The organism is Oribacterium asaccharolyticum ACB7, from assembly GCF_000238075.1.
GTDB lineage: Bacteria > Bacillota > Clostridia > Lachnospirales > Lachnospiraceae > Oribacterium > Oribacterium asaccharolyticum.
On record NZ_JH414504.1, the window covers coordinates 932,154 to 944,847 of the forward strand.

The 12,694-nt window shown below is 44.6% G+C and carries 10 protein-coding genes; all 10 read right to left on the reverse strand.

The features are described 5' to 3' along the window. Nucleotides 1-237: 237 nt before the first annotated feature. The 10 genes from lysS to hprK all read right to left on the reverse strand — a co-directional run bounded on the left by lysS (nucleotide 238) and on the right by hprK (nucleotide 12,634). Complete coding sequence (gene lysS, locus HMPREF9624_RS04190) at nucleotides 238-2,190, reverse strand: lysine--tRNA ligase (RefSeq protein ID WP_009536670.1); 1,953 nt, start codon at nucleotides 2,188-2,190, stop codon at nucleotides 238-240. Nucleotides 2,191-2,287: 97 nt separating this feature from the next. Next, complete coding sequence (gene greA / locus HMPREF9624_RS04195; RefSeq protein WP_009536671.1) at nucleotides 2,288-2,773, reverse strand: transcription elongation factor GreA; 486 nt, start codon at nucleotides 2,771-2,773, stop codon at nucleotides 2,288-2,290. 187 nt (nucleotides 2,774-2,960) lie between these two features. Further along, nucleotides 2,961-4,019: a tRNA dihydrouridine synthase DusB gene (gene dusB / locus HMPREF9624_RS04200; protein ID WP_009536672.1), complete on the reverse strand. Its 1,059-nt coding sequence runs from the start codon at nucleotides 4,017-4,019 to the stop codon at nucleotides 2,961-2,963. Nucleotides 4,020-4,040: 21 nt separating this feature from the next. Next, complete coding sequence (gene pfkA, locus HMPREF9624_RS04205) at nucleotides 4,041-5,018, reverse strand: 6-phosphofructokinase (protein ID WP_009429738.1); 978 nt, start codon at nucleotides 5,016-5,018, stop codon at nucleotides 4,041-4,043. A 95-nt stretch (nucleotides 5,019-5,113) separates the two neighbouring features. Continuing rightward, a complete protein-coding gene (locus tag HMPREF9624_RS04210) occupies nucleotides 5,114-8,590 on the reverse strand; it encodes a DNA polymerase III subunit alpha (RefSeq protein ID WP_009536673.1) in 3,477 nt (1,158 codons plus the stop codon). A gap of 114 nt (nucleotides 8,591-8,704) precedes the next feature. After that, nucleotides 8,705-8,965, reverse strand: coding sequence for an HPr family phosphocarrier protein (locus HMPREF9624_RS04215; RefSeq protein WP_009536674.1), 261 nt, complete (start codon nucleotides 8,963-8,965; stop codon nucleotides 8,705-8,707). A 167-nt stretch (nucleotides 8,966-9,132) separates the two neighbouring features. Next, nucleotides 9,133-9,870, reverse strand: a complete 738-nt coding sequence (gene whiA / locus HMPREF9624_RS04220) for a DNA-binding protein WhiA (protein WP_009536675.1) — start codon at nucleotides 9,868-9,870, stop codon at nucleotides 9,133-9,135. A gap of 73 nt (nucleotides 9,871-9,943) precedes the next feature. Then, entirely contained in the window at nucleotides 9,944-10,828 is an 885-nt protein-coding gene (gene rapZ / locus HMPREF9624_RS04225) for an RNase adapter RapZ (protein WP_009536676.1), read from the reverse strand. Beyond that, on the reverse strand, nucleotides 10,813-11,688 hold the full coding sequence (gene murB / locus HMPREF9624_RS04230) for a UDP-N-acetylmuramate dehydrogenase (RefSeq protein ID WP_009536677.1): 876 nt from the start codon (nucleotides 11,686-11,688) through the stop codon (nucleotides 10,813-10,815). Before murB ends, rapZ begins: the two co-directional genes overlap by 16 nt. A gap of 4 nt (nucleotides 11,689-11,692) precedes the next feature. Beyond that, the gene (gene hprK / locus HMPREF9624_RS04235; protein WP_009536678.1) at nucleotides 11,693-12,634 is read right to left on the reverse strand and encodes an HPr(Ser) kinase/phosphatase; all 942 of its coding nucleotides are present in this window, start codon (nucleotides 12,632-12,634) and stop codon (nucleotides 11,693-11,695) included. Nucleotides 12,635-12,694 lie beyond the last annotated feature (60 nt).

The window sequence follows — 12,694 nt, forward strand, 5'->3', positions numbered from 1 at the left end:
CATCATGAAATTGAACCATAAAATTACAAACATATTTATACCTCTTCGTATCTTAAACGGTTAATTTTAGTATTACTCTAAATCATAATACTCCATATATCGCTTAAATGATATTTTTATTTGCTGAAACAAGAAATCATCCATTCTTTTTTATATAAAATAGCGGATGAAGTTCACTTCATCCGCTGTAAAACATAATCTCTTCGTCTTCAAAATATTTTAACAATAAACAAAATACTAATACAACTTCGCTCCTGCCGGGATATGGTTATCCACCATCAGAAGGTGCAACTCTTCCTCGTCACTGTCCTTCTTATTGTTGATTGCGGAAAGTAGCATACCGCAGGACTCTACGCCCATCATAGCTCTTGGAGGAAGGTTGGTGATGGCAATCAGTGTCTTTCCAATCAGCTCTTCCGGCTCATAGTAAGCATGAATTCCGGAGAGAATGGTTCTGTCCGTACCGGTTCCGTCGTCCAAAGTAAACTGTAAGAGCTTCTTACTCTTCGGAACGGCAACGCAGTCCTTGACCTTTACGGCACGGAAATCGGATTTACTGAAAGTCTCAAAGTCAACCTGTTCTTCGAAAAGCGGCTCAATCTTTACATTGCTAAAATCAATCTTGTTGTTCGGTGTAAAGAAACCGTTGTTCGCATTTCCGATGCTTCCGGATTCGTCTTCAACGTTCTTCTTTCCTTCACCCTCTTTCTTCTCAAGAGGTTTCATAGTGGGGAAGAGGAGTACATCACGGATAGAGGCCGCATCGGTAAGAAGCATGACCAGACGGTCGATGCCGTAGCCGATTCCGCCCGTTGGCGGCATACCGATTTCCATAGCGTGAAGGAAGTCCTCATCGGTGTGGTTCGCTTCCTCATCTCCCGCATCAGCCAAAGCATCCTGTGCCTTGAAACGCTCTCTCTGATCAATCGGATCATTCAGCTCGGAATAAGCATTTGCCATTTCTCTTCCGTAGATAAAGAGCTCGAAACGCTCTACCTTTGTCGGGTCGCTCGGCTTCTTCTTTGTAAGCGGAGAAATGGATAAGGGGTGATCCATGATAAAGGTCGGCTGAATGAGCTTCTCCTCGCAGAACTCTTCAAAGAAGAGATTCTCGATATCGCCGATACCGTGGTGTTCTTCGTAAGCGATTTCCTTTTCTTTTGCGAGGGCTCTCGCCTCTTCCAAGGTCTGAATCTTGTCAAAATCAATGCCCGCATATTCCTTAATGGCATCAGTCATGGTAAGTCTTCTGAACGGACTCTCCAGGTCAATGGGGGTTCCCTGATAGCTGATATGGAGAGTCCCGCAAACCTTCTCTGCAAGATACCGGAACATGGACTCGGTAAGTTCCATCATCCCGTTGTAGTCGGTATATGCCTGATAGAGCTCCATCAGTGTAAACTCCGGGTTATGACGGGTATCGATTCCCTCGTTCCGGAATACTCTTCCGATTTCGTAAACGCGCTCCATACCGCCGATAATCAGACGCTTCAAGTAAAGCTCAAGGGAAATACGAAGCTTTACGTCCTCATTTAAAGCATTGTAATGGGTTTCAAAGGGACGGGCTGCAGCTCCGCCCGCATTTTCCACCAGCATCGGTGTCTCTACCTCCAGGAAATCTCTTCCGGCAAGGAAGTTCCGGATTTCCCGAAGAATCTGAGAACGCTTCATAAAAACATCGCGGCTGTCTTCATTCATAATGAGGTCCACATAGCGCTGGCGATAACGGGTATCCGTATCCTGCAAACCGTGGAACTTTTCCGGAAGCGGGTAGAGAGACTTGGAGAGTAGGACAATCTTCTCCCCGTGAATCGAGATTTCTCCTGTCTGCGTCTTAAAAACATAACCGGAAACTTCCACGATATCTCCGATATCCAGTTTTTTATAGGCCTTGTATTCCTCTTCTCCGAGACTTTCCCGACTCACATAAACCTGAATCTTTCCATCTCGATCCTGTACATGAAGGAAGCCGGCTTTTCCCATCACACGCTTCGCCATAACACGTCCGGCAATCACTACCTGCTGGTTTTCCAAAGCAGCGAAGTTCTCTTTAATCTCCATGGAATGGTGTGTCTGCTTTGCTTTGGTAATAACAAACGGATCCGCCTGAGCGTCCTGCAACTCCTTCAACTTATCATATCTTGCCTTCAAAATATGGTTCATGTCTTGCATTTGTTCTTTTTCTCCCATGGCTCTCCCTTTCTTATTCACACTATCCATAGCGTTATTCTGTTTTTTCGGAAAGTTCCCTGCTATATGGAAATTTCCTTTTCATCGACTGATGCACTTATTCCTCGTTGGAACGCTCCACCTTCAGCACCTTATATTCTATAGGCCCGGCCTGTGTTTCCACGGAAATATCATCTCCTGCCTTATGATGAAGCAGAGCCATCCCTACGGGAGATTCGTTGGAAATCTTCCCCTGAAGAGAATTTGCCTCCGTAGAGCCCACGATGTGGTACACTACTTCCTCCTCAAATTCCTTGTCATAAAGCGTTACCTTACAGCCAATGTTAATGGTTCCCTCTTCCGCATCATCCACTACTTCCGCATTTTTCAGAAGTGTTTCAATGGTTACGATACGCTCTTCAATTTCTCTTTGCTCATCTTTTGCCGCATCGTACTCCGCATTCTCCGATAAATCTCCCTGTTCTCTGGCCTCTTTGATTTTCTCGGCTATTTCTTGCCTTCTATTTACTTTTAAATCATGTAATTCCTTCTCCAACTTATTTAAGCCGGCTCTGGTAAGGAGATTCTTTTTTCCTTCTGCCACGTTACAATTCCGCCCTTTCTTCATTTATCTATATTTTTAACGAACCGAAGTCCGTTTAATACAAAGTTAAATCTCGCTAATAATACGGCTTCCGGTCTACCGGAAGCCGTCAATAACACGAGAAGATATTTTAACAATCGAAACCGAATAAGTCAATCCATTTCTTTATTCTCGGCATTTTTCATGCCTACAGTGCCTCAACCATCTTGTAAACCTCTCTCAGATTCTGTTCCTGATTGACCCTATTTCTCCACCTCGCCGCATCGGGCATTCCTTCCATATACCAGGAAAGGTGCTTTCTCATTTCGAGCAAAGCCAAATGCTCACCCTTGATTTTTTCCATCAGCTGCAGGTGTCGAAACATCATATCTTTTCGTTCTTTCGTTGAAAGCGCAGCTTCTTTCACTCCATTTTCCAAAAGAGACCGAATCCTTCTAATCAAGAATGGATTTCCCTGCACTCCTCTTCCCAAAGAAATACCGTCTACCCCCGTGGAAAGGAGCATCGCCATGGCATCTTCTTCCGTGAAAATGTCTCCATTTCCAAAAAGAGGAATATGTACGGCTTCCTTTGCTCTTCGAATCCATTCCCAGTCGGCCTTTCCCCGATAATACTGTTCTCTCGTCCTACCATGTACCACAATGGCGGAAACTCCCGCATTTTCCGCACTTTTTACAAAATCAAGCACGTTGATATGGTCATCCGTAAAGCCTAAACGACATTTCACCGTAATCGGAACAGATACCGCTTTTACCATGGAACGTAAGACCTTTTCGGCAAGAGGAAGGTTTTCCATAAGTGCGGAACCTTCTCCGTTTCTTACCACCTTGGGTACGGGACAACCCATGTTGACATCAATGATGTCAAAATCCTCCTCTACTCGTTTCGCCATTTCAGCCATTATCTCGGGATCCGAACCGAAAAGTTGCACTGCCCGCTTCCCCGGCTCTTCCCCCTTTTCCAGAAGGGAATCCGTATTTTTATTCCCATATAGGATGGCCTTGGCAGAGACCATTTCCGTACAAGTCAGGCTGACTCCCATTTCTTTGCAAAGAATCCGGTAAGGCAGATCCGTTACTCCTGCCATCGGCGCCATAAGAATATTTCCCGGCAGTTGCACCGTACCGATTTGTACAGGATGAAAAAGTCGTGCTCCCTTCCTTTTTTCTTCGGAAAAAGATGCTGCATCAAAGTGCTCTATCCCATGACTTTGTATAATCTTGTCAAGATTCTGATTCAGTTCCAAACTATCCTCTTTATCTCCCGCTTACCGTACAAGGAGCTGTGCAATGGCATACTGTTCCGACGAAATATCCTTCTTCATCTGCAATGCTTCCTGAATGTCATAATCCACAAATGCTCCGTTTTTGTATGCCACTAAGCGATTCGACTTTCCTTCCACAAGGAGTTCCACAGCCTTTGCTCCCATAATGGAAGCATAGTAACGGTCCTTACAGGTTGGTGAACCGCCTCTTTGCATATGCCCAAGAATGGTTGCTCGGGTTTCGATTCCGGTTGCCGCTTCAATTCGACTGGCCATGGAGGAAGAATGACCGATTCCTTCCGCATTAACAATGATATAGTGCTTCTTTCCTCTTTTTCTACTTTCAATGATACGGTTAATGATAGCCTGCTCATCTCCGTCATACCTCTCCGGCAGAAGAATCTCCTCGGCTCCGTTTGCCACACCGCACCAAAGCGCGATATATCCGGCGCGTCTGCCCATTACTTCAATAATGGAGCAACGTTCATGAGAAGTGGAAGTATCCCGAATCTTATCAATCGCCTGCATGGCGGTATTAATGGAAGTATCAAAGCCGATAGTATAGTCTGTGCAGGCGATATCCAAGTCAATTGTTCCGGGCACGCCGATAGTATTAATCCCAAGTGCGGAAAGCTTTCCGGCCCCCATAAAGGAACCGTCTCCTCCAATAATCACCATACCGTCAATGCCGTGCTTTTTACAGATTTCCGCACCCTTCTTCTGTCCTTCGGCAGTAGTGAACTCTTTACAACGGGCAGTATAGAGAATGGTGCCTCCGCGACTGATAATATCCGATACGGAATGGCTGTCCATATCCACAATTTCTTCTTCCAAAAGGCCTGCGTATCCTCGCATGATTCCCTTCACTTTTAAGCCGTGATGAATTGCACTCCTTACCACACTGCGGATTGCTGCATTCATTCCCGGTGCATCACCTCCGGAAGTTAAGATTCCAATCGTTTTTACTGCCGTTTTTGCCATAAAAGCCTCCAATTCTTTTATTTTCAAACTCTACTTAGGGCCTATCCATAAACCAAAAATATACTTCTAAACAGGAAAAGTATATTACTGTATTCTTATAGGAATTTCAAGGATTTTACTTTTTCTTTTGTATTTTCCTTGCCGAATAACTCGATAAGAGCTTCCTTTGTTTTTTCTCCGGAAGCTATTCCCCGGTTCTTCGGAAGTCTTTTAATCGCCTTCTCCTTTTTCAGAAAAAGAACAAGCTCACATTCTCCCCTGTTTTCATCTATAACGCGGTGCAAGCTTTGTTCTTGCCTCTCATACTCTTCCTTATCCGCAAATTGTATCCAGATTTCTTTCGGCAAATTTTCAAAGGCTATAATCTTTTCGGCAATGAGCTTCGCCTCTCCCTCATCTTTTTTCTGAATCCTGCCTTTTACGAAAATCTTTCTGTCCTCCTCCAGAAATTCCTTTGCCTGTTCAAAGATACGGGGAAATGCTACCGCTTCAACGGTCCCGGTATTGTCTTCCACAGTAAGAAAGGCCATCATATCATTTTTCTTAGTAATACGCTTATTGATACCTGCAAGCATTCCGCCGATAACGCAAAGTTCGTCATCCTTTATGCCGTCTTCCTTTTGCAACTCCTGCGCCTCTTCCGAGAAGTCTCTGGCTTTTCTCGTACATACTTCTTTCAGCAGCGCTTTGTCACTATCCAGCGGGTGCCCGGAAAGGTATACTCCTAAGGCATCCTTTTCATTACGAAGCAACTCTGCCTTTGGAAATTCGGAAAGATCCGGAAAATGCAAGGAGAATTCACTTTTTTCTCCTGCATCCTCTCCCAAAAGATCCAGGAGGCTCATTTGCCCCGGAATACTGTCTTGCTTTCCTTTTTGCACATTCTCCAAAACTTCAGAAAGCATTACCAGCTTTTCTCTTCTGTTGCCTTCCATGCTGTCCAGGGAGCCGGCATGAATAAAGAATTCCATTGCCCGACGATTGAGTCTTTTCTGACTCATTCGGAGCACAAAATCCTCAAAATCTTTAAATCGACCTTTTTTTCTCTCCTCAAGAATGGTTTCCGCCGCAGTTCTTCCTACTCCTTTCACAGCGGAAAGTCCATAGCGAATCGCTCCGCCCTTGACGGAAAATCCCACCTCCGCTTCGTTGATATCCGGAGGAAGAATCGGAATCCCTTCTTCCCTGGCCACTTCAATGTATTCCGCAGTTTTAACAGAGTTGTCCATATAAGAACTCATGGTTGCGGCGTAAAACTCCGGAGCATAGTAGCGCTTCAGATAAGCTGTCTGATAGGAAAGGAGTGCATAGCTTACCGCATGAGACTTGTTAAAGGCATATTTTGCAAAATCAATCATCTTATCATAGATGCGATTCGCCACAGCCTCGGAGATTCCCTTGGAAAGACATCCGAAAATACCCTCCTCAGGATTTCCGTAAACAAAGTGTTTTCGTTCTTCTTCCATAACGGAAAGCTTCTTCTTACTCATGGCACGTCGAAGCAAATCCGCAGCCCCCATACTGAAGCCGGCGAGGTCCCGAACAATCTGCATAACCTGCTCCTGATACACGATAACACCATAGGTGTTTTTCAGGATTGGCTCCATTTCTTTACAATCATATTCTACCTTCTCCAGATTTTTCTTCCCCGCAATATAGTCCGGAATAAAGTCCATGGGACCGGGACGATAAAGTGCCACTCCGGCAATAATGTCATCCAGATTCGTAGGCTGCAGACGTTTCATAAAATTCACCATACCGGTAGATTCCAACTGGAAAACGCCTGCACAGTCTCCTCTGGAAAGCATTGCATAAACCTCTTTGTCCTCATAATTCAGTTTATCCAGATCAAGACGAATACCGTGATTCTGTTCGATAAAACGAATAGCATCCTGTATCACCGTAAGAGTTCTCAGTCCCAGAAAGTCCATCTTTAAAAGTCCCAGTTCTTCGATGGTGGTCATCGTGAACTGCGTGGTTACCGATCCGTCCTGTGCACGGGCCAAAGGAACATAGTCCGAAACCGGACTGCCGGCAATGACCACGCCTGCCGCATGCATGGAACTGTGTCTGGGAAGCCCCTCCAGGCGAAGGCAGAAGTCAATCATGGTTCGCGTTTCTTCCTCCGTATCATAGAGTTCCTTCAGTTCCTTACTCATGGAAAGAGCTTTCTCTAAAGTCATGTTGAGTTCCGTTGGCACAAGCTTCGCAAGCCGGTCACACTTCGCATAGGGAATATCGAGAACACGTCCTACGTCTCGGATAACTCCACGAGCAGCCAAGGTTCCAAAGGTGATAATCTGACTCACTTGGTCTTTTCCGTACTTTCTTCCGACATAGTCAATCACTTCCTGTCGTCTTTCGTACTCAAAGTCCACATCGATATCGGGCATGGTCACTCTTTCCGGATTCAAAAAGCGCTCAAAAAGAAGCTGATGGGCAATCGGATCCACATCGGTAATGCCGATTGCATAGGCCACGATGGAACCTGCAGCGGAACCCCTCCCCGGTCCTACCGCGATGCCGTTTGTTTTAGCAAAGTTAATATAGTCCCAAACCACTAGAAAGTAGTCTACAAATCCCATGCTTTTTATGACGGAAAGCTCATAGTTCAGTCTTTCCTGCACTTCTTCCCCTACTGCTCCATAGCGCCTTTCCAGGCCTTTTTGGCAAAGCTCCTCCAAATAGCTTTCGGAAGTATAGCCCTGAGAAACCTCATATTTCGGTAAGTGATATTCACCGAACTTTATCTCCACTTGACAACGCGCCGCGATGCGCGCCGTATTCTCCAAAGCCTCCTCTGCAAAGGGAAAAAGACTTCGCATTTCTTCTTCACTTTTAATATAAAACTGTCCTCCGGGATAGCGCATTCTGTCTTCATCAAGCAGTTTCTTTCCGGTCTGCAGGCAGAGCAAAATATCATGAGACTTGGCATCCTCCGGGTAGGTATAGTGGATATCGTTTGTCACAACCAGCGGAATCCCCGTCTCTTCATGCAGTCTCAGCATCCCTTGGTTTACAAGCTTTTGTTCCGGATAGCCGTGGTCTTGCATTTCCAGAAAAAAATTCTTTTCTCCGAAGATATCCCGATAGCGAAGAGCCGCCTTTTTCGCCTTTTCGTAATCGCTTTGCCGAAGGGCACGGGAAACTTCTCCCGCAAGACATGCGGAAAGTGCAATGATGCCTTCATGGTATTTTTCCAAAACGACATAATCCACCCTCGGCTTATAGTAGTATCCTTCGGTAAATCCCAGTGATACAAGCTTCATCAGATTATGAAAGCCCGTTTCATTTTCCGCAAGAAGAACAAGATGATAATATCTCGCCTCGCCCTTTTGCAGACTCTTCTCTTCCATATTCTCGGTTAAATAGATTTCCGAGCCCAGAATCGGATGAATCCCCTGCTTCTTCGCCTCTTTATAGAAATCAATCACGCCGTACATTACACCATGATCCGTCAAGGCACAGGAATCCATTCCGAGCTCCTTCACTCTGGCAATCATTTCCGGAATCTTCCCCGAGCCGTCCAACAAACTGTAGCTGCTATGTACATGCAAATGTGTAAATGCCATTTTCTCTCCTTATCGTATCATTCTCTCTGTATACTAAAGGAAGGGCTTCCGAGAATCAATCCCCGAAAGCCCTGGTTTACTCTTTATTTAAAAATCACAAATTGATTGATAAGACTATATTGCTTCTCCCAAAAGGTAATCGCTGATTGCCGTAATCGCAGCCTCTTCATCTTCTCCCTCTGCTGAAACATACAGTTTGGATCCATTGTTCAATCCGAGCGCCATCATTCCCATAATGGATTTCGCATTGACTCTCCGGCTTCCTTCCGACATATAAATTCTGGACTGAAAGCGACTGGCAATCTGTACCAGCATAGCCACCGGATGATCCTCCGTGTTCCTCGGTAAATTTACTGTAATGTTATTGTCTTTCATGGTCTGTGCCTCCCTGGTGCATTGAGCATCCCAAATGCAGAGTGTCTTCACTCCATCCTCGTTCCTAAGCTGTCTTACTGAATTGTCTTGAAAATGCAGGCCTAAGCAATTTCTACTTTTTGAGGAATGCTCCCTCCGGTATTTCCTTTGTAACAAATTAAAATGATTTAGAAGTCATCCTGACTCATCTCTGTCTCATTCCGGTTTAGGGCAATTTCTTCTCGAAGTTCCCTTGCAATCCTAGCCAACTTACGCAGTCGATGATTTACTCCGCTCTTTCCGATAGGAGTACTGAGTCCCCTTGAAAGTTCTTCCAGAGATGCATCTGGATATTGTAAACGTTGTTCGGCAAGTTCTCTTAAACCGGATTCTATTCGTTCCAATCCTATCATTTCTTTAATAAGAAGAATATCTTCCTGCTGCTTCACGCTTGCCTTTACCGTGCGATTAATGTTCGCCGCTTCAAAGTTTACCCTGCGGTTTACATTCTCGCTCACTTCCTTCAAAATTCGGGCATTTTCAAACTCCATAAGACTGTTAAAAGCCCCCAGAAGCTTTAAAACATCCGCAATTTCACCTGCATCCTTTAAGTAAATCATGGGGTTCTTCCCTCTGAAACCCCGCTTCGGATGAATCGAAAAGCTCTTTAAAATTGCTTCAATCCGTTCTTCCTCCGCCTTGTTTCCGGGCAAAAACTCCAGATGATACTCTTTCATGGGATCCGTTACAGAAGCTCCGGCAAGAAAAAAACGTCTTAACTCTTCCTTGCTTTTCTCCTTATCATCTATGCTTATCTTAAAGGTTTTTTTAGATTGTGTAAAGCCTAAATCAGCCAGTTCCGCCTTGATCCGCTTGGAAAATGACGGTTTTTTTTCTTCTTTTTCTATTTTTCTTTTTTTATCCACTGTGCATTTTGTCCTGTTATTTTTCGATAAATTACATAATCATCGACGGATTTTTAAGTTTAATCTATGCATATTATTTATTTATATCTCTATGGTCCAGACTTAGTCCTATATTTTCCAGGTCTTTTATAGATTGATACAATTTTTCGCAAATTGTCACGGATCGATGTTTCCCTCCGGTACAAGCTATTCCGATAACCAATTGATTTTTTCCCTCTGCAATATACAAAGGAATAAGAAAACGGAGCATATCATTCAGTTTTTGCAGGAAAATCTCCGCCTTTCCATCCTGCATCACGAAATCCTGTATCCCTTTTTCAAGTCCGGTGTGACTGCGCAACTCACTGTCATAAAAAGGATTAGGCAGGAAACGTACGTCGAAAAGTAAGTCCAAGTCTTCCGGAATACCGTATTTAAAGCCGAAGGACACCAAACTGACTTGTAAATTTTTATATGCTTTGTCTTCCATAAAAATGGAAAACAACTGTTGGCGAAGATCCCGTGTTAAAAGTTTGGAAGTATCGATGAGGATGTCCGCCTTCTCCCGCAAGAAAGCAAGCTTTTTCCTTTCCAAAGCGATCCCCGCTTCTATTCTTCCGCCTTTTGCCAAGGGATGTGCACGCCTTGTTTCCTTGAAGCGCTGTATCAGAACCTCATCTCTTGCATCCAAAAAAACGATTCGGAATCGAATCTGCGCCTCTTCTTCCCAAAAAAGAAGGTGTTCTTCCAGTTGATCCAGCTCTTGAATATTTCTACTGTCAATCCCGAGCGCAATCCGTTCGCCTTGATTGCTTTGCATAAATAACTCAATAAATTTATCGAGTAAGCCGACAGGAAGATTATCAATACAGTTAAAGCCGAAATCTTCCAAATTTTTCAAAGCTACCGTCTTGCCGGCACCGCTCATTCCTGTCAAAATCAGGCAAAAAGCAGAACTGTTTTTTAAAATTTCCCCCACAGCTTCACCTCGGGTTCCAACTGAACTCCCTCTTTTTCTTTTACAATCCGTATGACTTCTTGTATCAGACTGTAAATGTTCTCCGCACTCGCACCGCCAAGATTCACCACAAAACCACAATGCTTTTCCGAAACTCCCGCATGATTCAAGGAAAATCCTCGAAGTCCCGCCTGCTCTATCAGCCTGGAGGCATAATCCCCTTCCGGTCTCTTAAAGGTCGAACCGGCGGAAGGCATTTCCAAAGGCTGCTTTTCCGCCCTGCGAGTCGTGTAGTCTTCCATCTTTTCCCGAATGGAAGCAGCCTCTCCCTTTTGCAGAAGAAAGCTTGCCGAAAGGCATACCATATCGTCTTCCACCGCTGAATGGCGATAAGAAAAATCCATTTGCCCTAAATCCAGTTCTATCCTTTCTCCGTTTTTCCAAAAAAAACTGCCACTCCGGAAAATGTCTTTGATTTCTCTGTTATATGCACCTGCATTCATCTTTACGGCACCACCTACCGTTCCCGGAATTCCGGAAAGCGCCTCCATACCCGTATAGCCCTTTTCCTCCGCAAACCTTGCAAGTTCAAAAAGAGAAGTTCCGGAAAGGGCCGTGAAAACAGCCTCCTCACCGGAAGGCGTAAAAGTAATTCCGGAAAGATTCTCCCGTATCAAGATAACCGGTTCTTCCAGTCCCTCATCGGATATCAGTAAGTTGGAGCCTTTTCCCAAAACATAAAAGGAACGTCCTTCTTTATGAAAACGCTTAAGCAGTTCTTCCAGTTCTTCCGCGGAGTGCGGAATATAGAGGTCTTTGGCTTTTCCCCCTACTTGAAAGCTGGTGTATTCCTTTAGCAATATTCCCTGCAAATGTTCCATCTATCTATTCTTCTTCCTGCTTCTTCAGATTTTTGGTGACTCTGTCATACAGTACCTGAGCGGCATTGTATCCCATCTTCTTGGCCCTGTTATTGATGGCGGCACATTCTACAATAATCGCCACATTTCTTCCCGGTCGAATCGGAATATCATAGCTGATGATACTATTCCCCAAATACTCCACAAAATTATCTTTTAAGCCAAGTCTGTCATAGTCCTTCTCCTTCGACCACTCCGCCAAAGAAATGACCATATTGATGGTTTGCGTATCCTTGACAGACTCCACTCCGAACATTTGCTTCACGTCAATAATGCCGATTCCGCGCAGTTCGATAAAATGCTTGGTAACATCCGGTGCGGTTCCCACCAAAGATTCATCCGAAACCTTACGGATTTCTACTACATCATCACTGACCAAGCGATGCCCTCTTTTAATTAATTCCAATGCCGCTTCGGATTTTCCGATTCCGCTGTCCCCGGTAATCAACACGCCTTCTCCGTAGACATCCACCAGAACACCATGCACGGTAATCATCGGTGCCATCTTTACCTTCAGCCAACGAATGACCTCGGCTTCCAGTTCGGTCGTCGGTCTGTTACTCGAAAGAAGAGGAATCCCTGCTTCTTCACAGGCGGAAATCATGCAGGAATCCGGTTCTATGTTTCTGGCATAAATAATACAGGGAATCGGATATTTCGTAATTTCCGCATATCTTGCCCTTCTCGTGGGCCTATCTTTCGTCATAAGATAGGCAGTCTCTACATTACCGATGATCTGTACTCTTTCCGAATCAAATTGATCAAAAAAACCTGCAAGCTGTAATGCCGGCCTGTTTACATCGGGAATTGTCATAAAAACCTCATCCGTGTTGATGCTCGGTGTCAGGTTTTTTAATCCTTCTTTCTCTATCAATTCCGATACGCTGACTTTTTCAGTGCTTTTCATGAGCACCTCCTATTCTTTGTTTTAAAAAGTATAGGTTTTCCGCCGTAAAATTGCAATCCC

Excerpts from the sequence above, each read along its gene's own strand:
- hprK (WP_009536678.1), bottom strand. The coding sequence starts at position 12,634 with ATGAAAAGCACTGAAAAAGTCAGCGTATCGGAATTGATAGAGAAAGAA.
- lysS (WP_009536670.1), bottom strand. The coding sequence starts at position 2,190 with ATGGGAGAAAAAGAACAAATGCAAGACATGAACCATATTTTGAAGGCA.
- HMPREF9624_RS04210 (WP_009536673.1), bottom strand. The coding sequence starts at position 8,590 with ATGGCATTTACACATTTGCATGTACATAGCAGCTACAGTTTGTTGGAC.
- HMPREF9624_RS04215 (WP_009536674.1), bottom strand. The coding sequence starts at position 8,965 with ATGAAAGACAATAACATTACAGTAAATTTACCGAGGAACACGGAGGAT.
- pfkA (WP_009429738.1), bottom strand. The coding sequence starts at position 5,018 with ATGGCAAAAACGGCAGTAAAAACGATTGGAATCTTAACTTCCGGAGGT.
- murB (WP_009536677.1), bottom strand. The coding sequence starts at position 11,688 with ATGGAACATTTGCAGGGAATATTGCTAAAGGAATACACCAGCTTTCAA.